The 25,506-nt window shown below is 37.9% G+C and carries 29 protein-coding genes; 23 read left to right on the plus strand and 6 right to left on the minus strand.

The features are described 5' to 3' along the window. Positions 1-629: 629 nt before the first annotated feature. The 11 genes from H0185_RS22820 to H0185_RS22870 all read left to right on the plus strand — a co-directional run bounded on the left by H0185_RS22820 (position 630) and on the right by H0185_RS22870 (position 7,745). On the plus strand, positions 630-1,475 hold the full coding sequence (locus H0185_RS22820) for a hypothetical protein (protein WP_221875798.1): 846 nt from the start codon (positions 630-632) through the stop codon (positions 1,473-1,475). Between the two features lie 382 nt (positions 1,476-1,857). Next, on the plus strand, positions 1,858-2,520 hold the full coding sequence (locus H0185_RS22825) for a YesK-like family protein (RefSeq protein ID WP_221875800.1): 663 nt from the start codon (positions 1,858-1,860) through the stop codon (positions 2,518-2,520). Positions 2,521-2,542: 22 nt separating this feature from the next. Continuing rightward, positions 2,543-2,872: a PadR family transcriptional regulator gene (locus tag H0185_RS22830; protein WP_221875802.1), complete on the plus strand. Its 330-nt coding sequence runs from the start codon at positions 2,543-2,545 to the stop codon at positions 2,870-2,872. After that, the gene (locus H0185_RS22835) at positions 2,862-3,719 is read left to right on the plus strand and encodes a permease prefix domain 1-containing protein (RefSeq protein WP_221875804.1); all 858 of its coding nucleotides are present in this window, start codon (positions 2,862-2,864) and stop codon (positions 3,717-3,719) included. The genes H0185_RS22830 and H0185_RS22835 overlap by 11 nt, the downstream gene beginning before the upstream one ends. Positions 3,720-3,729: 10 nt before the next feature. Next, positions 3,730-4,770, plus strand: a complete 1,041-nt coding sequence (locus H0185_RS22840; protein WP_221875806.1) for a TolB-like translocation protein — start codon at positions 3,730-3,732, stop codon at positions 4,768-4,770. A 75-nt stretch (positions 4,771-4,845) separates the two neighbouring features. Continuing rightward, entirely contained in the window at positions 4,846-5,124 is a 279-nt protein-coding gene (locus H0185_RS22845) for a hypothetical protein (RefSeq protein ID WP_221875807.1), read from the plus strand. Positions 5,125-5,176: 52 nt separating this feature from the next. Further along, entirely contained in the window at positions 5,177-5,578 is a 402-nt protein-coding gene (locus H0185_RS22850; protein WP_221875809.1) for a hypothetical protein, read from the plus strand. A gap of 166 nt (positions 5,579-5,744) precedes the next feature. Further along, positions 5,745-6,584 carry a glycerophosphodiester phosphodiesterase gene (locus tag H0185_RS22855; RefSeq protein ID WP_425515843.1) on the plus strand — a complete coding sequence of 280 codons (840 nt, stop codon included), beginning with the start codon at positions 5,745-5,747 and terminating at the stop codon, positions 6,582-6,584. Positions 6,585-6,697: 113 nt separating this feature from the next. Continuing rightward, complete coding sequence (locus tag H0185_RS22860; protein ID WP_221875811.1) at positions 6,698-6,904, plus strand: helix-turn-helix transcriptional regulator; 207 nt, start codon at positions 6,698-6,700, stop codon at positions 6,902-6,904. Beyond that, positions 6,901-7,335, plus strand: coding sequence for a hypothetical protein (locus H0185_RS22865; protein ID WP_221875813.1), 435 nt, complete (start codon positions 6,901-6,903; stop codon positions 7,333-7,335). The genes H0185_RS22860 and H0185_RS22865 overlap by 4 nt, the downstream gene beginning before the upstream one ends. A gap of 239 nt (positions 7,336-7,574) precedes the next feature. Continuing rightward, on the plus strand, positions 7,575-7,745 hold the full coding sequence (locus H0185_RS22870; RefSeq protein WP_221875912.1) for a hypothetical protein: 171 nt from the start codon (positions 7,575-7,577) through the stop codon (positions 7,743-7,745). 131 nt (positions 7,746-7,876) lie between these two features. Here the strand turns inward: H0185_RS22870 and H0185_RS22875 are convergent, their stop codons facing one another. Beyond that, positions 7,877-8,938 carry a putative glycoside hydrolase gene (locus tag H0185_RS22875; protein ID WP_246629387.1) on the minus strand — a complete coding sequence of 354 codons (1,062 nt, stop codon included), beginning with the start codon at positions 8,936-8,938 and terminating at the stop codon, positions 7,877-7,879. Positions 8,939-9,111: 173 nt separating this feature from the next. Here H0185_RS22875 and H0185_RS24400 point away from each other — a divergent pair, with 173 nt between their 5' ends. Beyond that, positions 9,112-10,275, plus strand: a complete 1,164-nt coding sequence (locus H0185_RS24400) for a YecA family protein (RefSeq protein ID WP_221875815.1) — start codon at positions 9,112-9,114, stop codon at positions 10,273-10,275. A 116-nt stretch (positions 10,276-10,391) separates the two neighbouring features. Here H0185_RS24400 and H0185_RS22885 read toward each other — a convergent pair whose 3' ends face one another. Beyond that, positions 10,392-10,691, minus strand: coding sequence for a hypothetical protein (locus H0185_RS22885; protein WP_221875817.1), 300 nt, complete (start codon positions 10,689-10,691; stop codon positions 10,392-10,394). 230 nt (positions 10,692-10,921) lie between these two features. Between H0185_RS22885 and H0185_RS22890 the strand changes: the two genes are divergently transcribed. Next, entirely contained in the window at positions 10,922-11,470 is a 549-nt protein-coding gene (locus H0185_RS22890) for a GNAT family N-acetyltransferase (protein ID WP_221875911.1), read from the plus strand. A 124-nt stretch (positions 11,471-11,594) separates the two neighbouring features. Here the strand turns inward: H0185_RS22890 and H0185_RS22895 are convergent, their stop codons facing one another. Next, positions 11,595-11,777, minus strand: coding sequence for a DUF3896 family protein (locus H0185_RS22895; protein ID WP_221875819.1), 183 nt, complete (start codon positions 11,775-11,777; stop codon positions 11,595-11,597). Positions 11,778-11,987: 210 nt separating this feature from the next. On the opposite strand from H0185_RS22895, the gene H0185_RS22900 reads away from it, so the two are divergent. After that, positions 11,988-12,350 carry a VOC family protein gene (locus tag H0185_RS22900; RefSeq protein WP_221875821.1) on the plus strand — a complete coding sequence of 121 codons (363 nt, stop codon included), beginning with the start codon at positions 11,988-11,990 and terminating at the stop codon, positions 12,348-12,350. A gap of 115 nt (positions 12,351-12,465) precedes the next feature. Here H0185_RS22900 and dpaA read toward each other — a convergent pair whose 3' ends face one another. After that, positions 12,466-13,347 (minus strand): dipicolinic acid synthetase subunit A, encoded by an 882-nt coding sequence (dpaA, locus tag H0185_RS22905; protein ID WP_221875823.1) that lies wholly within the window; start codon positions 13,345-13,347, stop codon positions 12,466-12,468. A gap of 225 nt (positions 13,348-13,572) precedes the next feature. Next, positions 13,573-14,406, minus strand: coding sequence for a TetR/AcrR family transcriptional regulator (locus H0185_RS22910; protein WP_221875825.1), 834 nt, complete (start codon positions 14,404-14,406; stop codon positions 13,573-13,575). Between the two features lie 98 nt (positions 14,407-14,504). On the opposite strand from H0185_RS22910, the gene H0185_RS22915 reads away from it, so the two are divergent. Together H0185_RS22915 and H0185_RS22920 are read left to right on the plus strand one after the other, a co-directional pair. Beyond that, positions 14,505-17,588, plus strand: coding sequence for an efflux RND transporter permease subunit (locus H0185_RS22915; protein WP_221875827.1), 3,084 nt, complete (start codon positions 14,505-14,507; stop codon positions 17,586-17,588). A 238-nt stretch (positions 17,589-17,826) separates the two neighbouring features. Further along, complete coding sequence (locus H0185_RS22920) at positions 17,827-18,378, plus strand: cysteine hydrolase family protein (protein WP_221875828.1); 552 nt, start codon at positions 17,827-17,829, stop codon at positions 18,376-18,378. Positions 18,379-18,503: 125 nt separating this feature from the next. Here H0185_RS22920 and H0185_RS22925 read toward each other — a convergent pair whose 3' ends face one another. Next, positions 18,504-18,698 (minus strand): hypothetical protein, encoded by a 195-nt coding sequence (locus H0185_RS22925; RefSeq protein WP_221875829.1) that lies wholly within the window; start codon positions 18,696-18,698, stop codon positions 18,504-18,506. Between the two features lie 205 nt (positions 18,699-18,903). Here H0185_RS22925 and H0185_RS22930 point away from each other — a divergent pair, with 205 nt between their 5' ends. The 7 genes from H0185_RS22930 (at position 18,904) to H0185_RS22960 (ending at position 25,493) form a co-directional block, all read left to right on the plus strand. Further along, positions 18,904-19,611, plus strand: a complete 708-nt coding sequence (locus H0185_RS22930; RefSeq protein WP_221875830.1) for a response regulator transcription factor — start codon at positions 18,904-18,906, stop codon at positions 19,609-19,611. Further along, positions 19,608-20,609 carry a sensor histidine kinase gene (locus tag H0185_RS22935; protein WP_221875831.1) on the plus strand — a complete coding sequence of 334 codons (1,002 nt, stop codon included), beginning with the start codon at positions 19,608-19,610 and terminating at the stop codon, positions 20,607-20,609. Before H0185_RS22930 ends, H0185_RS22935 begins: the two co-directional genes overlap by 4 nt. A gap of 98 nt (positions 20,610-20,707) precedes the next feature. Further along, entirely contained in the window at positions 20,708-21,472 is a 765-nt protein-coding gene (locus H0185_RS22940) for an ABC transporter ATP-binding protein (protein WP_221875832.1), read from the plus strand. Then, the gene (locus H0185_RS22945; protein WP_221875833.1) at positions 21,447-23,312 is read left to right on the plus strand and encodes an ABC transporter permease; all 1,866 of its coding nucleotides are present in this window, start codon (positions 21,447-21,449) and stop codon (positions 23,310-23,312) included. Before H0185_RS22940 ends, H0185_RS22945 begins: the two co-directional genes overlap by 26 nt. A 390-nt stretch (positions 23,313-23,702) precedes the next feature. Further along, on the plus strand, positions 23,703-24,158 hold the full coding sequence (locus H0185_RS22950; RefSeq protein WP_221875834.1) for an RrF2 family transcriptional regulator: 456 nt from the start codon (positions 23,703-23,705) through the stop codon (positions 24,156-24,158). Then, positions 24,136-24,324: a YezD family protein gene (locus tag H0185_RS22955; RefSeq protein WP_221875836.1), complete on the plus strand. Its 189-nt coding sequence runs from the start codon at positions 24,136-24,138 to the stop codon at positions 24,322-24,324. The genes H0185_RS22950 and H0185_RS22955 overlap by 23 nt, the downstream gene beginning before the upstream one ends. A gap of 134 nt (positions 24,325-24,458) precedes the next feature. Then, positions 24,459-25,493, plus strand: coding sequence for a sulfate ABC transporter substrate-binding protein (locus H0185_RS22960; RefSeq protein WP_221875838.1), 1,035 nt, complete (start codon positions 24,459-24,461; stop codon positions 25,491-25,493). Positions 25,494-25,506: the final 13 nt, after the last annotated feature.

Raw genomic sequence — 25,506 nt, forward strand, 5'->3', positions numbered from 1 at the left:
CCCCTGTGAGAGTAGGACGTTGCCAGGCAAAATGAAAGAACAGCTGATTATCGGCTGTTCTTTTTGGTTTGTGGTAATAACAATAATCGGTATTTTCTAACTGTAGATAACCGAACGTGGGTATGTTTTCTGATGCTAAGTGCTGATGCGTGAGGGCTCAGTTTCATCAGACTGATGAAACTGCTATATTTAGTATGGATTATGGGAACTTTCCACTTCATAAAAATGATGAAGCCGAAATCGAAGAAGAAACTTGGCAAAAACCCGCTTCATAAGGTCGATGAAGCCGAAATAGAAGAAGGAATCTGGAAGTAACCCGCTTCATAATTCATGATATACCCTAAATTGACGAAATGAATAGGTTAACAAACCATCATCTACTTCTTCTTTATCTAATACTGTTTTCATTGCAGAAAATATACTTAGGATTAATAAAATTGACAACATTTAAAATTGAATTCATGATGATACTGATACTTGGTAAAGGTTCCCTAGAATGTGGAATTTATTAAAAAATGACCTTTTGCAAAGAATAGAATAAAGTCTGGTTTGTTAGATAGACGCTCTTAAAACATAACTCATAAATGTTGTTTCTTAAATACCATGACATGAAAAAGGAGGGAGCTGATTTGGACATATATCAAAAAGTATGGGAGGTGGATATGCAAAGCAACGGAGTTATCCCCATTTTACCTGAAGAAACTAGGGATAGTTCCAAAGGGTACGTTGTAGTGGATCATGACATTCGGTCACCAGAGCATCGGGTTCTGAAGGACGTGCATATTCCAGAAGGGAAGAGACGGAGCTATCAACTGGTCGAAAAACTGTTCGATAATTATACATTGAACCAGTATAGTCGAGAAAAAGAAACGAGGAAAGAATTTAGCGAAGTAAAAGAATTTTTAACAACCATCATTCAATCTCCACCTATTCAATTAGCAAGGAGATTCGTTGAGGAAAAGTTGAATAAAACATTTAATGATCTGCAATGGTTTACCTATTTACAGCAATTGTGGTTCCGAAAGTTTGATTTGGAAAGTGGGAGAGACATTTCCGGCTTTGAGCATGTATTTGTTGGTGAACAAAAAAGGAAATTGCTATTAGGTCATCATTTTTGGTACAAATATTGGCTAGAAGAAAATGGTAAGCTAAATCACCTTCATATCGACCAAATCGAAATGAAAGATAACTTACCATATACACGAGAACCTGGTACCCCGTATATCATAACAGCTGGTTACCGTTTGAAAGCCTTTGATATGGAGAAAAAGCATTTTGTAAAAATATCAAAAAGTCGATGTGGATTTTTTATTGGCACTAGTCCGGAAGGTATTTTGGCATTGGGGACAATCCGAGCTTTGTTTCCGGAAGATGCCCCTCATTATATTTCATTTAATGGCACGCCATATAAGCTTGAAATGTATTTGAGCCCTGATGGCAAAAGCATTCGTACTTTTTATCCTTATAGGGAGTAGGGAGGTGGTTTGGACAGCATGCATAAAATATAATATTCTCGGGTGTGCTCAGAGTGAGCTTGAAGAGCTATAACAACACTAACGATCCGTCCGTCATCTCCTCCAACTTATCTGTCATCATAAGATCCTAAAAAAACATAATGATGTCCAAGAGTGATTTTTAGTGATCATTTTCTAATAAAGAATCAAACACAGAAAACATGAAACGAATGGTTATTATTGAATATGTGATGCACTCCTTGAAATTAATAAACTAAAAGGCGATAGTAATGATAAAAGGAAGAATAGCAAGAAATTTCTTTCTCTATTTTTTGACTTTAACCTTGTATTACGAGGTACATCGTATTACAATTTTAAGTGTTGGGAGGAGAGGAGTTTAACTATGATTGTTTCAGTGGGATTCTTTTTCGGGGTTATCATCCTTTTATTTACACTTATTTTATTGAAAAGAAGTGGCAAGTATTATTTGGCTCCAATCATAACGGTTTTAGCAGCTGTGTTGGTTACCATATACGGGATGTTCATGATTGGTGGGTTTGAGGGGATGGCATATGGGATTTTAGCAGTAGGAATCTTCCTTGCTGGCCTTGGAGGCGTAATGGTCTTACCATTTCTAGGCAAAGTGAAGAAAAAACCGTTGAACATTTTCGATAGGTTGGGGCTAGTTCTATTGCCTCTCATCCTTTTTGGGACGATTGGTCTTAACATGTATTTCGATGAAGGATATTGGATTATTGAAGAAGGAGCAGCTCCTTCTAAAGAACAGAATGAGGAAGAGGAGCTACAGAGTCATTACCGTATATCCACCATTTCTGAAGGGATGAAACAGGTAACGCTTATTTTAGGGAAAGAATATAGGGGAAAAGACATCGAAGTAGAAAAGGTTAGTAAGTGGGGTTCAACAGAGATTACGGTGAAAATGATTGAATCGGAAAATAAGGACGAGATTCCTTATATCATGATTGGGTTAGATGAGATCAAGGAGCCTTTAAAAGTACAAACAACGGATGGGACTGTTATTCCATCGGTTATGGATGGATTATAAATATCAAACGAGGTGCTTCTGAATGGATAAGGAAATGATGAAAGGCAGTATTGATTTGCTGTTGTTGTCTTTGTTGGCCCAACGTGATTTGTATGGGTATGAAATTACCAAAATGCTAAAACAATTAAGCGATGGTAGTTATGAAATGAGCGAAGGGACCTTATACCCGGCTTTAAAACGAATTGAAAAGAAAATGTGGGTGAGTTCCTATTGGAGTGAAACAGCAAATGGAAGGCGTAAATACTATAAAATTACGGATTTAGGGATAGAGGAGCTTGAAAGAAAGCAAAAGAATTTCTCGTTAATTCAGAACTTGGTTAAAAGGAGTTCGGAGGGATTAGGTGAAATCTAAGTTTGAAGCTTATGTTGAAAAGATTGTCTCACAAACAGATTGTACGAATGATGAAAAAGATGACTTATTCGAAGAATTGATGGTTCACCTCGAGCTGTCGAGAGAAGAACTGATGAGCCAAGGAATGAGTGAAAACGAGGCTGAACTGAAAGCGATGGAGCTTTTTGGGATAGAAGAAGATATTGGAGGACAAATCCAGCAATCGATCTATCCATTTCGAAAGGAATTAATCTTAACCCTGTCAATTGGCTGTATCCTTTACACAATCAGTCTCTATTTATTGTCCTTATTTCATGATGGAAATGCATATATTGGATGGCTCCTTGTGTCAATGGTGGTGAGTACGACCTTTTTCCTAATTGCATTAAACCAAATTCCTCTATTAAATCGAAGGCGATGGCTAAATACGCTATTCATCATCCATATTTTCACAAGCCTTTTTGGGTATAGCATAGTTTCAGCACTGGAACATCCAGCTCAATTAGCAATAGCTATTGCGAACTGGGTGATCATTCTGTTATCCCTTGTCCTGGTTTATCAAACAACGATTTATGAGAGCAAATCCCAAAAGGTGTTAGGGAAAGAGTCTAAAAGACTTCATCAGTTAAATTTTATACTAGGAATGGTGACAATTGGCTTTTTTCTATTTTTTATTGGCGCAGGATTGATGCTGTTTGGTGGGTTTCATCCCTCCATGATTCTCACGAGTTTGCCGTTATGTGTATGGATCTGTCTGTATTATGGACAAATGAAGTTTATTCAAAAGCATAAACGAATGGCCTATTTTTTAGCCTTCGTATCTATAGTAATCAATCTTTCTATCTTACTGGTAGTTTTTTACCGTTAGGAGATTATTAATGAAAAAGAAAAATATTATTTGGATAGTAGGATTCCTCGTCTTTGTTACGATTATTTTATCGGTTGTAGGTATGTTTTTTAATAAAAGTGAGGATGAGAAACTGAATGGGTTAACGGGATTTTACGATGTAAGTGATGAGGGAACCATCGCTTACGTTTACTATTCAGACGGAAAACCAGAGATTCGGGTATATCATCCTGAACAATCGGGTGTTGAAAAAGCAGTAGAATTGGAAAATGACAAATATATATTGGATCCAACTTTTTCAGCAGATGGATCAACAATTACCTATATTTCTACGAATAAAGATTTAGAAGAGACACTGAAAAGCACTGTTTATCAAGTTAATCTTGAAACGAAGGATAACCAAGAGCTATTCTCATTTGCTTCTGCGATTACGGAAATCGAGTTTTCGGATAATGAGGAATCCTTGTTCTATTTAATGGCAGGAGTATTCCAGAATTATTCACCAATTGCCAGTAAGCGCCCCCATGATTTCGATGTTCATGAGTATCGCTTTGGGGATGACAAACATTTACAGCATACAGAAATGAAAGAATACTCGATGCATTCTCTTCAGATTGCACCAGATAATAAATCCGTGTTTGTCACAATGGATGAAGTTGCAGATACCACTCCAGAGGAAAGCTTTGAGGTTCATCAGCGGATTTTTGAGATTCCTTTGGAAGAACCAAGTAAACGAATGGTTGTTAGCGACCCTAATCGAGAAGTCGATATTTTTGATTTTACGATGGTTCCAAATAACAAAGAAATTGTTTTCCAATCCATAGGGAATGTTGATTCTGGTGATACCTTTCAATATGAATTGTATAAATACAATTTAGAGACAAAACAGGAAGAACAGCTGACAAACCTAAAGGAATATACCGCTAATCCTGTCATTCGTCGGAACCAGATTTATTTTATGGTCGACAAACAGTTTGCAAAACGAGATTCAGCTTATCATCTTTATGTAATGAATATGGATGGAACAGATGTAAAAGAAATTCAGCTACCAAACAATGAAACTAGTGAGTAAAGGGACGTACCTTATGCTTCTATAAAGGAGGTGAATGTAAGGGAATGTCCCTTGCCTCCGAAAGGGGATGTTAATGTGGCGATTGGAGTAGCACTTTTCATTTTAATAGTAGGTGTGGCAATCGGGTTTCAACAAAGCGTGGGGAAATCAGTCAAAAGGAAAAAAATCGTTTGGGGAATTACGTTTATGATAGCTGTAGCTCCATTTTTCTCGTGGTTAATTGGGATTTGGTATGGAGTAAGTGTTGGCGATGGATTTGCAGCAATGGGGTTAATGCTCATCTTGTTCCCGATTTTTTTCTTAGGTGGACTCATAGCTTTGTTGATGGGGATTTTTGAAAAGAGAAAAAGGTAGATAAAGGCTTATAACCATCGCCGTCTTTTTTACTATAAGGGGGAAATCTCGAATGCAACAGTATACAGGTTTTTTCGTCACTTTGGCAATTATTTTTATGATTGTGCTTTTTAATAAATATCTCTATTGGTGGGTCAAAGGCATTATTGTTGGTTATTATTTGGTCGTTGCTTATCGATTCATCACAGTTAAGAATACGATTGATAAGGAATACGAGGACGTCCTTCCTGTTCCAGAAGCATATTGGGATCAAAATTCAGGATGGGTGAGCACGATAACGGGGTATCTATTCTGGCCGTTGGTTGGGATTCTTGTTTTCATTTATATTAAGTGGTTTCTTCGGGCACGAACCAAGTTGGCTAAAATTCTTGTTTTAGTGAGTATTATACCGGCAATTACCCTATTTGTTTTTTTTAGTTTTATGTTTTCATTTTCTTACGGATACAGACCTTAACAGAAGGACCGTCTTGTAACTAATCTCCTGCATGTTCTTTTGTAGTTTGGGATATAATGAACATATTTATGAAGGGTAAAGCCTGTTTACTGATTGTAAACAGGCTTTACCCTTCTCTAGCTATCCTGAAATCGTAGGAAATGATTTTACGATTGGAGTGACGGAATTGATAGCAAAGTGGGTGCAAGTAGTAGGGATTCTCGTGTTGGGGATATGTCTATTTGTTGTTGAGGGAGAGGTGGCCTTTGCAAAGGATATTGTGAATATTCCGCATCGTGGTGCTTCTGGACATGCTCCAGAACATACCCTTGTTTCCTATCAAATGGGGGAGAACATGCATGGGGACTATATTGAAGTAGATTTGCAAATGACGAAAGATGGTCAGTTAATTGCCATGCATGATGATAGTGTTGATCGCACGACAAATGGGACCGGCTTAGTGAATGAGATGACGCTTGCTGAAATGAAGAAACTCGATGCGGGGAGTTGGTTTAATGAGCAGTATCCTCAATTTGCAAATCCGGAATATAGAGGGGTAAAAGTTCCGACGCTCTGGGAGGTTTTTCAAACCTTTGGAAAAAATAAGCGCTATTACATTGAAACCAAATCACCAGAGGTTTATCCAGGGATGGAAATAACATTATTGCGTCTTGTTAATGAATATAAGATTGATAAGGATACACTAATAGTTGAATCCTTTAGTCCTAAAAGTTTAAAGAAAATGAAGAAATTAGATCCATCCATTCCCCTTGTTCAATTATTGTCTTATAAGTCAAATGCGATGATAACGGATGAGGAAATTGCAAACATTAGGGAATATGCCAAAGGGATTGGACTTAACCATCAATACTTAACACAGGAATATGTTCAAAAGGTAGTCGGAAACGGGCTGGAACTATACCCTTACACTGTTAATGAAAAAGGAAGAATGCAACAGCTCATTAATTGGGGTGTTACTGGAATGTTTACGAATTTTCCAGACATGCTTCATAGTGTAAAAAAGTAAGGGGGAGCAGGGGAAATGGTTCTCCTGCTTTTTCTTGTAGAATGAGAATTTTGATGTAATTTATATTTTACATTATGGAATGTATATGTTACATTTTAAGTGGAGGGTATGGAATGAAAAATAATGTAAAGGTGGCACGGATAAAAGCAGATTTAACTCAGCAACAGCTTGCTGATGAAGTAGGGATTACAAGGCAGACTGTTAGTTTGATTGAAAAAGGAAAATATAATCCTTCGTTGAAGCTGTGCTTACAGATTTGTTATGCTGTGCATGGAAAATTGGATGACTTATTTTGGGTGGAGAAGGAGGAGTTCGAATGAAAAAAATTAGTGATGAGCGACTGGTTCTAAGAAACTTACAAAATATAAAAATAACCTACATCGTACAAACCATCGGGATCTTAGGTATTCTCGGGTATGAGCTAGCTCAAGGCGGTGTTGAGGGGATGCGACAAAATCCACTTTGGCTAGTTTTTATGTTAACATCAGTTGTTTATGCGTACATGACGATGAGTGTTAGCGTTGAACACGAAACAAAGATGAAAGATCCTAAAAAATCTTTGATGATCAGTGTAGTGGTTTTAATTTTGATTGCTTTAGTAGTCGCCTACCTTACTTCCATTACTCCGAATTTTGGATATGGTGATGGGGGATTAATAGGTGCGATCATATTTATTTGCGGTTATATCCCGTGCCATTATGTTTATCGATTAAGACAAAAGCAACAAGAAGATTTAGAGGATGATGAGTAGCATCTGGGGATAAGAGGCATATCTGCTGAACATTCAGGTCCGCCTTATTAAGTACGGAATCAGTGAAACCTATTTATCCTGTCTTCTTGTTCTTTTTGCTCTTTTAATTCGCCTATGCTCGGTTTGGAATATACAGGATAAACTGTCGCCTCCTTTGAAGTGTTTCAAAAAAATGGTCGGTATTCTTTACGATGAGCAAGGTTTTTTTATGAAAAAGTTTTGGTAAGGGAGGGAATTTCATGGTAGCACCAAGTGCATTAGGCTTAATCTCTTTGCTGTTTACAATTGCAGTACCTGTTTCATTTGTTCTTCTTTTAATATGGATTTATCAGCTTAAGAAAAATAGTGAAAAACAAATTGAACAAAACAAAGAAATCATTAGGTTACTTGAAAAAGAAAAAGCATTGTAAAAGAAGGAACCCTAAAATTTTCACCTAGGTTTTCCTTCTTTTTGTTTGGTCTCTGTTAAAGGTAGGGATTTTATTTCCACTCCGATAAGCTGAGTTAGGCACCATAAAGTTGGTTAGCAGAAGGGATGTCCTTACCTTTTACTAGCATTCCGTGAAAATGTGTAGGTATTTCCTGCATTCCATAATAGATACTCGGTAATTCCAAGTTCGTTTCCAGCACGAATCTGGTCTTGTACTTCTTTTATTCTGTAAGGAATTCTCATATCAAAGTCTTGATACCAAGGCCTAATTTTAGCAACGGGTTTTCCCTGGGATTGAACTTCATGGTTCTTAGCAATCGCATCTTGTAGTCCCTTCTTGATTAGTTGATAAGGACTTGCTTCCGGATTGGCAATTCCATAGGTTCCCTTGGCATAGTGTGACGGATACATCATTGGCGAGATAACATCAACATGTTGAGTCATCGTTTCCCATTTTTGCCCAATTCCCATATCGTCTTTTACGGAAGTCGTCAACCCAAACACATCGGCAGAAATCGTTAGGTTAGGTGTTTTCACTTTTGAGTAAGCATACTGTAAAAATCCTCCAATGGCTGCTTCTTTTGTTGGAAAAGGCGAAGAAGCAAAGCTTACTTCTTTATCAATGTTTTTGTAGTCTGGGAAGCGAACATAATCCCATTGAACTTCATCAAAACCGAACTTGCTGACTTCTTGAGCAATGGAGATTGAATAATCCCATACTTCCTGACGATGAGGGTCCACCCACATGATTCCACTTTTATCTTTCCATAGTGTGCGGTTTTTGCTCTTTATCGCCCACTCTGATTTTTTCTTTGCCAGATAAGGGTCCTTAAATACCACAATTCTTGCGATGGTATAGATGTTTTTTTCCTTGAGGGTTTGTACGACAGATGCTAAATCTTTTATAGGGGCATTTTTGTCACTTTGAATTTCATTGACGAGAGGTAATTCAGAATCATAGGTAATCTTTCCTTCATCATCTTTTACATCAATGACCATCGTATTTAGTCCTGTGTTATCGACCAAGGAAGTAAGTTCGTTAAATTTATCTGTGGTGCTTACTGACTTTGAGGTTAAATAGATTCCTTTAATAGGTTCAGTCAGTGAAAAGGGAAATAGAAAGTTTATGTTTAGCATTGTTAAAAAGGACAGGATGGTTAGAACTTTAGACATAAACATTCTCCTTTTTGGTTATATTTTACTTAGCTTCTGCTGCAGGTTATTTTCCTATACTTACTTAGGAGCTTTGAAATTGAAATAAAGGAAGCAAAACTTTCACCTACTATTAAACTGAAGTACAATGTAGAAAGTGATTCACGTAATACCTAGTGAAGGGAATTGTCTAAATGAATTTTATCGAAAGAATTAAGCCACATTTAATAAGCGACGATGTGTTAATCCAGGAAGTGGTTCTTCATGCCATACATGATTTTCCTTATTTGTCTGAGGAAAATGTAAATGCATTAGTAAAAGAAGCTTTTCATAACAAGGAAAAGCAATTATCCATTTTGGTTTACATAGCTAACCATCCTCTCAATGAAGAAGCGATACAGATTTTGATTCATTCTATCCCAGGGATGGACAAGTCTAAAACACATTTAGCCATAGACTTGCTTAACCAAATTGAACCGAAGCTGGCCCTAAAATATAAGCCCGACCTTGAAAACTACATGAATGCTGATAAATGGGCTTTGTATGAGTTGTTGGCTAATGGAACAAAAGAAATGGTGTATGCAGAGTACCAGAAACTAGTAAATACACTAGACCGTGCAGTTGAATTCCAACATGATGCATTCGTAAAAGCTAAACAAGTGGCAGCATGGATGGTTACAAAGGGTTGGGTAACAGAACGTGAGATTGAAGCAGTTATCCAAGCTGAATTAAAAGAACCTTCGTTTTCTTTTGACGGAATCTTGAACGTTTATATGATTGGTAGATTAAAATTGGAGCAGTTTATCCCAACATTAGCCTGTCTATTGGACCGGGATGACGATGTCTTATTAGATGAAGTCTCGGTTGCTTTAATTCGTTTTCAATCAGATGAGGTAGTAAAAGAGGTTAAACCATATTTATTAAAGGACGAATCCATCATCTTTGCTGCTTCAGTTGTTGAAAATATTAAATCCGACTTAGCTGTTGAAGCGTTACGAGAAGCCTATCATCAGGTGGAAGAAGAGGACAGTCAGGATCTCCTTATTGAGGCATTATGCCACCAATTTTCGGAACAGGCTTTACCGGAAATCCGTGAACATATGGAGAAAGAGTATTTCTCGGGTCTTGTGGATATCGAACAAGCAGTCTATAGCTACTTTGCTATCTTGGGGTTAGAACACCCTGACCTTGAGGAGTGGAGAAAAGTAGCTATGGAGCGGGAGTTGGACTTTCGGAGTGGAAGTGAGCAAGGGAAGATGCTGCAGAGTGTGCCAGTACATAACGAAACCAAAGTAGGGCGAAATGATCCATGCCCTTGCGGAAGTGGGAAAAAGTATAAGAAGTGTTGTGGAAAATAAAACGCTGGTTGAAAGAAGTGTCGACTAGCTGATTATTGAGGTAAGAGTGGGCAACAGGTTAAAACATTGGGATCATTTTAATGCAATTATATAAAGCAATAAAATGATCCCTCTTTTTAAGCTTGGCCATGGTCGTGCAATCCCTGATTCTGGTGGGCTGCAAGATCGAAGGTAAAGAGATTAAACTTTTCAGCCTCTAAAAGCTCTTCGCCATATAGAATGATGTCGACGCGACGAACTTGAAACATGCGTTTGCCGTGCATTTTTCCACCAAACCATTTTTTCTTAGCGCCTCTTAAAATTTTTTTGTAGTGAGTGTGGTCATCTTCGTTGGTAATGCCTAGCATTCCTTTTACGATGTTTGCTGCCTCTGGAATGGTCACATAACCAGGATCCAAGTGATATTTCCGTCCCATAATAAACCCTCCATCTAAAGCTTCTTATTATTTTTTATGGAGAATGATGGGTATTCATGACAAAAAGATAGAAGGGAAATAACCTTTTATGAGCGAAATAAGTGAAGCAATAGATTATTCTCAATAAGATTAAATGATAGAACGAGGTTAATTGTATGGTTGTTATGCAATTTCGGGTAGAATAAAGCAACCATTCTATTACTCTCAATTTAATAAAGGAGGTAGTTGTCATAAGAATAAATCCCACGGAGTTTCAATTTCGCCATTTAAGTTATAGGATAAGGTCAGCAAAAGAAGCTGATGCAAAAGACTTGTCTGAAGTACGTTTGCAAATAGATGGAGAAACAGAAAACATGGATAGAGAACAAGGGGAAGCATACATAGATGAAGCAGGTTTTAAACAATTAATCAAAGAGGACACAGCAAGTTCCTTTAATCTTTTTTTAGTTTGTGAAGCAAACGGAAGGATTGTGGGCTTTTCAAGGTGTCAGGGGAGTCAGTTGAAAAGGTTCTCTCATAAAGTAGAATTTGGGGTCTGTGTGCTAAAGGATTTCTGGGGCTATGGAATAGGTTCCAACTTGTTAAAAGAATCGATAAAATGGGCTGATGCAAACAAGGTGAAAAAAATTACCTTAAATGTGCTTGAAACGAATGAAAAAGCTATCATGCTTTATAAAAAATATGGTTTTGAAAAAGAAGGAGTTTTAAAGAAGGACAAGTTCCTTTCAGATGGAAATTATTATAATACTGTCCTAATGGGAAGGGTTAAAGAATCATAACATCCATGAATTCAATCTTCATGAACGTTCCTAAAAACAAGAAAATAACAGAACGCCTAGAGATTTATAAGCGGTCCTTGATGGATGATCTAGGCATTCAGTTGCTACAGCTTTTTTTGTTTTTTTACTGATTAATAGAACCACGTTCATAATGATTCATATCGGTTAATTCAATGATATAGTCATAGTTAACAATCGACTTTTTAATTTCTTCCCTTTCCTCTGGTGAAAGGTTTTTGTCCTGGACTTTATTTTCTAAGTTCTGTTTCATTTCTTCTAAGAAATCTCTTACTTCCTTGTATTCCATTGTTCAACACCCCTTAATTAGGATTTTTATTTTATCCAACGATAAAGTAACCGCTTCCATACTCTTATTATATAGAAAAACACAAATTTTCAATCCATGATTCTATTGCGAATTTGTGAACTCTTTTTGAGAAAATTGTGAAGGCTTAAAGAGGTTTTTAGCTAGTTAGTCTTTAATTGAATAATAAGGATGGAAAGGAGTAAGATTTAAATGATTCTAGGTTTACATCACGCTCAGATCACAATTCCAAAAGGTGCTGAGGTAGAAGGGAAAAGTTTTTATTGCGGAGTTCTTGGATTACCTGAGAAAGAAAAGCCTGAATCACTCAAGGGGCGTGGAGGATTTTGGGTAGAAGTCGGGGATTGCGACGTCCATATAGGTACGGAAGATGGGTTTGATCGATTAACTACAAAAGCCCACTTAGCATATCGGGTTGAAGATTTATCATACTGGAGAAAAGTGTTAGCACAAAACAATATTGTAATCATTGACGGAATACCAATACCAGGGTTTGAACGTTTTGAGTTCAGAGACCCATTCGGTAATAGAGTGGAAATGATTCAAAAAATGTAAAGTCCCCATTCATATTATGGATAAAACAACAAAGAGCTTAGGAAACTCCTAAGCTCTATTTGTGCAACCAAACGTAGTTCGCCAAGCCAATAGCTAGCGAAAAAATAGTAACCTGCTAGCTGAATTCTGTCTCCAATAAATCAATAAGCACCTTTGCAATAATTGCTCCTGCTGACTTTGGTGCCACTTTTCCAGGGATTCCTAATTCCAATAAGGCCTTTATCCCTTTTTCTTTTGCATACTCAAAATCGGTCCCGCCAGGCTTAGATGCGACATCGATGATAAGGGAGTCACGATTCATTTTATCAAGGACTTCTGGTGTGAGCACCATATGAGGAATGGTATTAATACAGATATCTACATGATTCACTTCATCTCTGAGGTCTTTAAGCTGGAAGGGAGTAAGGCCAACTTCAATGATACGGGCTAAATCGGCTTCTTTCCTTGCTCCGACAAGTACTTTAGCTCCAACAGCAGCGAAAAGACGAGCAATCGTTTTTCCTACTCTGCCATAGCCAAGGACCATGACCTTTGATCCGTGAATCATGAAGTCTGTATGTTCAATGGCTATCTTTAACGTCCCTTCTGCTGTTGGGATGGAATTAAGAATGGCCATATCATCTCTTGCAAACATGGGGACAACTTTTCTTCCTGTGGTCTCCATTAATTTTGTTAAGTAGGGGGTCTTTACCCCGGTATAAATGACACAGTGGTCAGGTGTGTTTTCAAGATGTTTCTTCGTGAGTGAAATCTCTTCATCGGAATAACGGGCTTCGACCTTCCCATCATGGTCAAGCCCAGAAACCGGGACAAGGATGGCATCAACTTGAGAATAATCAATCTCTTGAAAGCCACATTTTATCATCTCGAAGCTGTCATCTGATACTTGAGTGAAACCAACCAACGAAACCTTTGCACCTTTTTCACGAATGATTTTTGCCACTTCAATTTGTCGGACATCCCCACCTACTATCACCATATGAAAATTCTTTTTCATTTAGATACCACCTTTATGATCTAACAGTCAGTTCTTTCCCGTTCCAAAGAGGTCCAAAACTAATTTACCATTACGGTAAAATATATGTATACCTATCTAGATTAGCAACGGCATAATGGCAATTCTTTATAAAGCAGGTGAACATAATATGCGTTCATGGATAGCTGAAAAAGTCACACCTTTCATATGAAAAATGGAAGGTGTGTGTTTTTCTTTTCACCTAGGTTAGAAATTGTAATAGTTCCGCAGTAAGTAGGCCGTCCATATACATTGTGGATGATTACGGATATTTTCAATTAAACCTTTTATAAGTGCTTGGCTTAAGGTTGGGGTGAGCAGTTCTTCTTTTAGTAAAACTAAAGATTCTTTCTCGATTGATTCTTCTACTTCTTCGAGACTTTGGTCAATAAATCGGATGATTTCTTCCTTTGTTCCTTCTTCATTCTGTGGGTGAGTGAACAAAGGAACAAACCCATGGGTGACATAGGGAATTGTCATGTGTTTAGCTAATATATTCGTCTTCTCAGCAAGGGATTGAGCCAACGTTTCCAAGTCTGGAAGCGTGTTTGAAAATAAAAGTAATTCTGTGTATGTTCTCATAAAACTTTTTATGCAATACACCAGATCATATTTAATCTCATTTACCTCATCACCATATAATTTCTCAACCATAGCGAGGATGGCTTTCTCGTGTAATTGATAATAATAATGTAATTTCGTGAACATTTCATTATTAACCGAATGGGCTTGTTCTTTCATGAAAATCTTTGCGAAATTCGAATATTTATTAAACGATGCAAAGCTTATATAGTAGAAGTCATATAGAAGATTCTCATTATTTTTAGCATTTCTGACCGTGTAGTCAATATTGGATAAAAATTGCTCCATAAACTGGTCAATTAAGGCTAAAATCAGTTCTTCTTTCGACTTAAAGGACAAGTAAAAAGCTCCTTTTGATATGCCACAACGCTTCGTGATTTGTTGAACGGAGGTTGCTTCAAAACCTTGTTCCGCAAAGAGCTCCAGGGATTTTTCCATGATTAATTGTTTTTTTACCATTTTCTTAATCTCTCCTAGGTTAAAACGTTTGACAAATGACCGCCTAGTCATTAGTATAAATATCTGAGTCATATTAGTCAATTAAGGTAGGTGTCATTGTGAAAGGTTTAGTTAATTTTGTCCTGAAAAATAAATTAGCAGTTTGGTTGTTAACAATCATTATAACTGTATCAGGAGTTTACTCAGCAACACAAATGAAAACAGAAACAATTCCCGATATTTCAATTCCTTACTTAATGGTCATGGATGTTTATCCTGGAGCCACACCAGAGAAAGTAATGGATGAAGTATCCATCCCGATTGAAAAAGCAGTAGAAGGTCTTGAAGATGTGAAAGCTGTTTTTTCTAACTCATCATCCAATATGTCTAGTATTCAAGTAGAATATGAATATGGCGTTGACATGGATGAGAAAAAACGTGAGCTAGAATCCGCTCTGGATAATGTAACATTGCCAGAGGATGCCCAAGAACCGATTATTACAGCCATCAGCATGAACATGATGCCAGTTGTGGCTTTGAGTGTAAGTAGTGAAACGGAAGACATTGTGGAACTTACTTCTACAGTGAATGAACTTTTATTACCGAAAATTGAAAAGATCGATGGGGTTGCGTCTGCAACCATCACCGGACAGCATCTTGAAGAAGTAGACTTCACGTATAACGAAGCGAAAATGACCGAGCTTGGTGTTACGAAAGAAACGGTCGAGCAAATGATACAGGGAAGTAACATGGCCGTATCCCTGGGGCTTTATGAGTTTGAAGAAGGCGAGCAAGCTGTTGCAGTTGACGGGAAGTTCATGACAATTGATGAGCTAAAAGACATGCTCATTCCTGTCACCCCATCAGAAGCTAGCCCAGTTCCATTTGTAAAACTTAGTGAGATCGCTCAAATTGAAGCAGTAGGAAAAGTAAAGTCTGTTTCAAGGACAAATGGGAAAGACGCAATTGCGATTCAAATCGTAAAAGGTCAGCAAGAGAACACCGTTGATGTTGTTAATGCGGTGAAAGAATTAGTTGAAGAAGAAGAAGCGAAAATTGACGGACTTGTCGTTGATATTTCACTCGACCAAGGGGAGCCAATCGAAGAGTCTGTTAATACAATGGTTGAAAAAGCCGTATTTGGTGGCTTAATCGCTGTTTTAATTATTCTATTGTTCCTTCGTGACTTTAAATCTACTATTATTTCAATTGTTTCAATCCCAGTTTCTATTTTTATGGCTTTATTGCTATTAAACTGGTTAGATATCACATTAAATATCATGACACTTGGTGCGATTACCGTTGCAATTGGGCGGGTAATCGATGATTCCATTGTTGTTGTCGAAAATATATATCGACGTTTACATTTAAAAGAAGAAAAGCTTACTGGGCGCGCATTAGTTCGTGAAGCGACCATTGAAATGTTTAAACCAATTTTATCTTCAACCTTAGTAACGGTTGCGGTGTTTGCGCCACTCATTTTCGTTGGCGGGATGGTTGGAGAATTATTTATGCCATTTGCTTTGACCATGACCTTTGCTCTTGGTGCTTCATTGCTTGTAGCGATTACCATCGTTCCGGCATTGTCTCATTTCTTATTTAAAAAGAAATTGTACAGCGAAAAAACGGAAAGTAGCCATAAAGAACAAGGCAAACTAGCGAATGGTTATAAAAAGATTCTTAAGTGGACATTAAATCATAAAGTGATTACCTCTCTGTTAGCAGTAGTATTGCTAGTCGGAAGCGTAGGGCTTACTCCGTTAATTGGCTTTAGTTTCTTGGGTAGTGAAGAAGAAAAAGTTATGTATTTAACGTATACGCCTGGAACCGGAGAGTTAAAGGATGAAACGTTAGAAAATGTTACGGTTGTCGAAGAGGAGTTACTAAAACGTAAGGATATTGACATCGTTCAGCTTTCTGTAACAGAAAGTGGAGATCCAATGGCAGCGATGATGGGCGGAGGTTCTAACGGTGCTTTACTTTACCTCATCTTTGATTCTGAAATGGAAGATTTCCCAGAAGCTCGTGAAGAGGTAGAAGACTATGTGTTCAATATTGGTCAATCAGGTGAATGGAAGAGCCAGAACTTCTCATCGATGTCAATGGCAACAGATGAGGTTAGCTATACCTTCTACAGTGAAGATTTAGATAAGTTAAACGAAGCAGTGAAAATGATAGAAGGTGTTATGACCGAAAATGACGGCCTTGAAGATATTTCTTCAAGTGCAGAAGATGCTTACGTAGAGTATGTCTTTAATGTAGAACAAGATGAATTATTACAATATGGGTTAACAACAGGGCAAATCGTCATGATGTTAAGCTCATCACCAACACAAGATGTGTTGACAACCATTGAAAAAGATGGAGACACATTGGACGTCATTGTTCAACAAGAACAAACTGCAAAACCAAAAACCATTGATGAGCTCCTAGAAACACCAGTTCCAACGGCAACAGGGCAGACAATGGCACTTTCTGAGCTTGTTACCGTTAAAAAAGGAACAACATTAAACACCCTTGCGCGTAGTGAAGGGGAGTACCATGCTACGGTTTCTGGTAAGATCATTGGGGAGGATATCTCTAAAGCGACATCAGAAGTCGATGAGGCTATTGAAGAGCTTGACCTTCCTAAAGGAGTAAGAGTGGGTGTCGCTGGGGTTGCAGCGGATATGAACGAAACCTTTACACAGCTTGGGATTGCGATGATTGCTGCCATTGCCATCGTGTACTTTATCTTAGTTGTGACATTTGGTGAAGGACTTGCACCATTTGCGATATTATTCTCGTTACCATTTGCGGTGATTGGTTCATTCGTGGGTCTATTAATTGCCGGTGAAACGATATCCGTATCGGTTATGATGGGTCTCTTGATGTTAATCGGGATTGTCGTTACAAACGCAATTGTCCTTGTTGACCGAATCATTCATATGGAACGCGATGGATTGAGCATGCGTGAAGCTATTCTAGAAGCAGGAGCAACACGTCTTCGTCCGATTTTAATGACAGCTATTGCAACCATTGGTGCATTAATTCCATTAGCAATCGGAAACGGCGGAGGCGGCTTGATCTCCAAAGGACTAGGCATTACGGTAATCGGTGGATTAACTAGCTCAACGTTACTAACGTTAATTATTGTTCCAATCGTTTACGAGGTATTGTCAAAACTATTTAAGAAGAATCGTAAAGAAGTAGAAGAAAATTAACATAGAACCCTACAAGGTGATTAATCTTGTAGGGTTTTTTTTATCGATATTTACTAAACAAGAATCTCGATCTTAAGGCAATTTTGATGGATTTCAGTTCACAAAAATTCACCAAACACGTTTAGAGGGAATGAGGAGGATATTCTTCGATTCTTAAGAATATATTATGTAATTAGTGAAACAGATTGGGAAAGAATTTCTAGATAAGTGTGACTGGAGCAAGGAGGAGGAATAGTAAATGGATGTAGCGATACTCGTACTTGATATTCAAAAAGGGTTTATTAGTGATAACGCTCGGATGCCTGTGGCAAAACATCAGATTGAACCGATGTTAGAAAAAGTTAATAGGATGATTGCGCAAGCTGATAGTATAGGAATCCCTGTGGTGTATGTAGGGAATGAATTTGAACCTAAACAAGTTATTGCAAATTTTTTAACAAAAAAATCGGCATTAAAAGGCAGTGAAGGGGCTGAACTAGATGAGAGATTAGTAAGGGTGAATAATCATTATTTTGCAAAAAACAAATCGAATGCATTCAGCAATTCGGAACTTGTTTCATATTTAAAAGCTAAAGAAGTTAAGAATATCGTTATTGTTGGCTTGTTTGCAGAAGGTTGTGTAGCGGCGACTGCACTCGACTCAATTCGGAGGAAGTTCACTGTAACAGTAGTAGGAGATGCAGTAGCAAGTGTCAGTGACTCAAAGCGAGAAAAGTCTTTAAAATATTTGGGTACAAAAGGTGTTGCTATTCGTGATTCCTCACAAGTATTCGATAAGATCCTGAACTAATTTGAAATGGAAAAAGTTGCTACATCATGAAAGCTTGTCATCAAATCAGCGAGAGGGCGCAGGCCATGCTCCTCTTGTGTCTCTTTGTTTGATAATTCTTCAACGTGTTTAGTAGGGACTAAGTCTTAAATAATATCAAATATGCTGTCCAGCACTTTTCCTATGCCTCTTACAAACCAGTAAATCATTCTAAACGGCAATAAAATTAATTCAGGGATATAAAAGAGCAAATCAAAAATAAAATCCGTAAACGTGTAAGTGTCGCGACCATTTCTTCTCATTCTTCGTTTTCCCTTCATTTTGTTCCACCATTCTTTCATACACACCCACTCCTTGAAAGGTTATCATTCACAAATTGTTCGTCACTTTTTATCTAATACGAATCGTACTTAAGAAAGGTTTCAATCAAAAAGGTCTAGACATATCCACCTTTATCTACATGATAAAGACTTGCTTTTAGACCTTGTTTATTTTGTGGAAATCTGCTTCTTGTGCCATAATATTTACGAAATGGGGAATGGAAATATGCAAACAATCATGATTGTGGAAGATGACCACAAAATTGCGGAACATTTACACTCATATATTGAAAAATACGGATATCATGTTTATAAAGTGACAAATTTTGATCATGTCATAGAGGCGTTTCATATCCATAAACCGGACCTTGTGTTGCTTGATGTCAACTTACCAAGTTATGATGGCTACTATTGGTGTCGGCAGATTCGCAAAGAATCCATCTGTCCCGTTATTTTTATCTCGGCAAGGGTTGGGGAAATGGACCAGGTGATGGCCTTGGAAAACGGTGGGGACGATTTTATTACAAAACCGTTTCACATTGAAGTGGTCATGGCAAAAATTCGTAGCCAGCTTCGTCGAGCCTATGGAGAATATGCGAAACAAGCGGAAGAACGTGTAATTGAAAGAGAAGGTCTCAAGCTCTATCCTGAACGATTGGAACTGTCCTTTGGTTCAAAAAACATTTCTTTATCAAAAAAGGAAGCCGATCTTATCGAGACCTTAATGGAGCGTTATCCGCGTGTTGCTGGTCGTGAGGATTTATTAGAAAAATTATGGGATGAACAAACGTACATAGATGAAAATACATTGAACGTGAACATTACACGAGTAAGAAAAAAGTTTCAAGAACTCGATATTAAAGATGCCGTTGAAACCGTTAGAGGCGTTGGGTATCGCCTACATGTGTCGTGGAAAAAGGTGGGAGAGGAATGAAGCTTTTTTTAAAAGAACATGCTCTGTTAATAGGGGTTCAGACAGTACAATGGGTCACGATGCTGCTCATCCTATGGTTGGACGGATATCCAAACATGAAAATTACACTTTATACGGCCTTTTTAGGCTTTTTCTTTTTAAGTTGCTATCTGTTTTATCATTATTATCGTCATCGGAAGTTTTATCAGAGGCTTAGTACCCCGCTCGCATCATTAGATGATTCTTTTCAACAAACAGATCAAGCTCCTGTGTCAGAAGCCCTTGACCAGTTACTCAAAGAACAATATAAATTTTACCAAAATCAGTTGAAAAATTTAGAGCATCAACAGGGAGAGCATTTAAAGTTTATGGATCAATGGGTGCATCAAATGAAAACACCGCTGTCCGTCATTGAACTCACTGCTCAAACCTTGGACGAGCCCGATTCATCTAATATTCGGGAAGAGACAGAGCGAATGAAAACGGGGTTAAATACAATTCTTTATATGGCGCGTCTGAGGTCGATTGAAAAGGACTTTCAGTTTAAACCTGTGTTGCTTTCGAATATCGTTCATGAAGTGAATAAAGAAAATAAGCGATTTTACATACGTAATCAAGTGTATCCGAAGCTAAAAATAGAAAGAGAAGATATCACAGTCGAAACGGATGAAAAATGGCTGTTTTTCATGCTTTCTCAACTGATCCACAACGCTGTGAAATATTCTGCAGGGAAAAGTAGTCAAATCTATATTGCGATTTATGAAAAATCGGGGGAAGCAATCCTAGAGGTAAAAGACTTTGGTGTCGGAATCCCATTAAGCGATCAAAGGCGAATTTTTGATGCTTTTTTTACAGGAGAAAATGGACGAGCTTTCAGGGAGTCGACTGGAATGGGCCTTTATTTAACCAAAGAGGTTGGGGATCGTCTAGGGCACCGTATTGAACTAGAATCTCAGGTTGGAAAAGGGTCTGTGTTTCGAATTATTTTCTCAGAAGCCCAAAACCTTACAACAGTGTAAGGAAAGTGAAAGCTGAATCGATAGTTTACCTTTTATGACTAGAAGTATACTAATCACAGATCCAAATCAGATGTTTACGAATGAAGGGAGATCTTGTGATGCTGAATGTGAAACAAGTGAGTAAAATCTACGAAGGCAAAATGGCCTATCGGGCTTTAACAGATATCGATTTAAAGATTGAAACAGGCGAATTTGTCGGAATTATGGGACCATCTGGAAGTGGAAAGACTACGTTGTTGAACTTAATTGCCACCATTGATGAACCAACCACTGGGGAAGTATTAATTAATGGCCAGAACCCTCATAAATTGAAAAAAGATGACTTAGCAAAGTTCCGCCGCCGGGAATTAGGATTTGTATTCCAAGAATTCAACTTACTACACACACTAACAGTTGAAGAGAATATGGTTCTGCCACTTACCCTTGACGGAGCAAAAGTGAAGGACATGAAAGAAAAAGCACATAGTATTGCTGAAAAAATCGGAATTAAAGAGATTATGAACAAACGTACGTATGAAATATCGGGCGGGCAAGCGCAACGTGCGGCAGTCGCAAGAGCGATGATCCATCAACCTACGCTGCTTTTAGCAGATGAACCTACGGGGAACCTAGATTCTAAGGCTTCAAAAGATGTGATGACTATGTTGGAAAATATCAACAAAACTGAGAAGACAACGATGATGTTAGTCACACATGATGCGCAAGCGGCTAGTTACTGTAATCGGGTTGTGTTCATTCGCGATGGGAAGCTATATTCCGAGATTCATCGAGGCGATAATCGCCAGGCGTTTTTTCAGAAAATCATTGATACATTATCGCTAATGGGAGGGGATGCACATGACCTTTCGCCAATTCGCGTTTAATAATGTTACGCGCAATAAAAGGTTGTATGCCGCCTACTTTCTAAGTAGTATGTTTACGGTGATGGTCTTTTTTGCTTTTAGTATTTTTGCATTTCACCCAGCCTTGAGTGGGGATGAAATGAATATGAGCGTTGCCCAAGGGATGTATATATCGGCAGGGATTATTTATGTGTTTTCTTTTTTCTTTGTTCTCTATTCGATGAGTTCCTTTTTACAGTCACGGAAAAAGGAATTTGGGTTATTGATGATTCAAGGGATGTCGATGAAACAAATTCGGACGATGGTGTTTCTTGAAAACATGGTGATAGGATTTTTTGCAACTATCTTTGGAATTGGGATTGGCTTGGTGTTCGCGAAGGGAATCTTAATGCTTGCCGAAAATGTGCTCGTTCTTAGTGGTGAGCTTAACTTCTATTTTCCAATCCTAGCGATTTTGTTAACGTTTGTTTCTTTTATGATTCTATTTTTCTTTATTTCGTTATTTGTTTCGTATGTGTTACGAAGCAAAAAGCTAATTGAGCTAATAAAAGGAAATAAGAAATCCAAAGGGGAACCAAAGGCGAATCTATTTTTAACTCTTATAGCAGTGGTCTTGCTTGTGGCTGGGTATGTGGTGGCATTAATGGCAAAGGGCATGGAAGTTTTAGCTGTTATGCTGCCGGTTATTATTGTTGTTAGCATTGGGACCTATTTGCTATTTACACAATTAAGCGTTTATGTGATTCGGAAGTTGAAGAATAATGAGAATGTTTTCTGGTTTAAAACGAATATGATCTTGTTCTCGGATTTATCGTTTCGGATGAAAGACAATGCTCGAACGTTCTTCTTAGTGGCGATGGTGTCAACTGTGGCATTTAGTGCGATAGGGACGCTATACGGATTCCAAACGTATCTGACTGCTGGTACGAAAATTACCAATCCGAATTCATTTACTTATTATGCCTACGACAATGAAGAACAAGATGTGGCATTAATCAATGAGGTATTAAAGGAAGAAAACATTAAAGCTAATCAAGAGCAAATGATGTTCAATTATTATGAAATTGAAGGCGCTTGGGTTGTTATTGCCAAAGAATCAGATTTCAACCGTTTTGCAGCTTTAATAGGTGAAGAAGGGGTAAGCATTCCAGAAGGGAAAACGGTGGTCGTTGAATTTGACGGCGTTCCCTTTAATCAAACCGAAGAGTTATTGAAAGATTCTATTCAACTGAATTCAGGAAAAACGTTGGTACCAAAAAAGGATGAAGTCATCTATTCACGTGCACTACCGGCTACGGCTTCTTATTACCTGGTTTCAGATAAGGATTATCAACAATTGCCTGCTCCTGTAGATGAAACAAGTTATTATGCATGGCAAGCCACAAGTGGTGAACAGAATGTGTTTGCCGCTGGAGAAAAGTTAAGCAAGGAGCTGCCAAGGCATGAATTTACTTCTGTTGACTATCGATTGTACGAAACGAACCAAATGTATGCCCCAATCCTATTTGTCGGACTATTCATAGGCATTGTGTTTTTCGTTTCGGCTGGAAGCTTCCTCTATTTTCGTTTGTACATGGATGTAGAAGAGGATAAACAAAAGTTTAAATCGATTAGCAAAATGGGACTAAGCGAAAACGAAATGAAAAAGGTATTAAGCCGACAAACCGCGATTCTTTTCTTTGCGCCAATTCTTGTGGCACTGATTCATGGTGCGGTAGCCTTAACGGCTTTATCCCATATGTTTGAATACAATCTAGTTAAAGAATCGGTCATCGTTCTTAGTGTATTTTTTGTGATTCAAATTTTCTATTATTTTATTGTTCGCTTTTATTATTATCGACAAATCAAAGGGGCTCTCTAAAGAAATGTCAGTAACCACAATTAAATAATAATGTGGTTACTGGCTTTTTTTCTATGTTTTAAATACGCGAAAAAAATATAAATCTAATATCAAAATATTTAAAACAATATATTGCAGACTGTTTGAAAGTGGATTATAATAAATTTAATAATTCCTATGTGATTAGTTGGTTTTAAACTGAATATAGTCCTGATCAGACAAACTGAAGGGCAATTATCTGAAAAATACAGATAATTGCTTTTTTGTGTTATGAATGTACCCTTTTTTATCCAACTACATAGGATAAAACAAAAAAAGTGGGGGATGACCTATATAGGGTTAATTAAACCTAGGTTTAGTGGTATCGGCGAATGTTGACTGAAATACTCAACAATTGAAAGTAGGGATAATATGAAGGTATCCAGTAAAGGGGAATATGCACTGCGAGCTTTGCTAGTATTAGGGCAACATCATGGGAATGTGCTATCAATCCAAGAAATTTCCGACAAGACGCTAGTAACGGTCCATTATTTGGAACAGATACTGCTTCAATTAAAAAAACTAGGCTATGTTTCTAGCAAAAGGGGAGTTAAAGGAGGGTATTTTCTTGAAAAGGCAACAGATGAAGTCAACATCGGGGAAGTGATTCGCGACTTAGAAGGACCTTTATCCCCAATGGCTTGTGCTTCAATTACAAAATATGAACCATGTCCTTTGGAGGAGGGGTGTCAGTTAAAACCTCTTTGGTCTTTGGTCAGAGATACGATTGCCTTTGTACTCGAGCGTACGACACTTGAAGATTTACTTGAGAATCGACTACCATTTATAAAAGGAGATGAGTTAGATGTCATTAAAAGGTCGTATTGATCAACAAATATTGGAAAAGATTAAAAGCTTACTAGAGAGTTTAGAATTTGGAACGGTGCAGATTACCGTCCATGATTCACAAATCACCCAAATCGATAAATTGGAAAAACACCGTTTGCCGTTACAATCACAGACAAAAACGCAGCAATTGAAGCGAAGGTATTAAAAGATGAATATTGGCCGATCGGACCGCCGAAGGCTCCTTTAGTAAAATGTACAGTTCATGTACAGGATTTTGCTATAGGGGCTTTTTATTTTGGTAAAAAGCCCAGAAAAATGAGAACAAAGGGAGAGAGCAAGATGAAAAAGGGATGGATAAGTTTATTGGTAATGATCTTTTTATTCGGAGTAGTGGGCTGCTCTAGCGAAACGGCCAAGCAAAATGAAAAAGCGAACAAGACCAAAGAGATTGAGTTATTGAATGTTTCGTATGACCCGACAAGGGAGTTATATGAAGAGTTTAACAAAAGATTCGCAGCAGACTGGGAAGAAAAAACAGGACAGAAAGTGAATATTAAGCAGTCACATGGTGGTTCAGGAAAACAATCACGCTCCGTTATTGATGGACTCGAAGCCGATGTCGTCACATTAGCGCTAGCTTATGATATTGATGCGATTGCCCAAGCGGGAAAACTGTCCGAGAATTGGCAACAGGAACTAGAAGACAATAGTTCGCCGTATACTTCAACGATTGTCTTTCTCGTTAGGAAAGGGAATCCAAAAGAAATTAAAGACTGGGATGACTTGGTTAATTCAGGAGTTGAGGTCATCACACCAAACCCAAAAACCTCTGGGGGAGCAAGATGGAATTATCTTGCTGCTTGGGGCTATGCGTTAAAACAAAATAACGGAGATGAACAAAAAGCGCAGGAATTTGTTACGAAGCTGTTTAAAAATGTCCCGGTTCTTGATTCCGGAGCACGTGGGTCTACGACAACCTTTGTAGAAAGAGGAATTGGAGATGTCTTGATTGCTTGGGAAAACGAAGCGTTCTTAGCGATCAATGAGCTTGGCAAAGACAAATTTGAAATCGTTGTGCCATCGATTAGTATTCTGGCAGAGCCTCCGGTTACGGTTGTCGATAAAGTAACGGATAAGCGTGGTACCTCTGAAGTGGCAAAGGCGTATTTAGACTATTTATATACAGATGAAGGGCAGGAAATCGCAGCGAAAAATTATTACAGACCACGGTCACAAAAAGTAGCAGAAAAATATGCCGATCAATTTCCAAGCATCGAATTAATGAGTATTGATGACCAATTTGGTGGCTGGAAAGAGGCTCAAAAGACTCATTTTGATGACGGGGGAGTCTTTGACCAAATTTATAAACCATAAGGAAGGAAGACAT

The organism is Mesobacillus maritimus, assembly GCF_019749255.1.
In the GTDB taxonomy this organism is placed as follows: Bacteria; Bacillota; Bacilli; order Bacillales; family Cytobacillaceae; genus Mesobacillus_B; species Mesobacillus_B maritimus_A.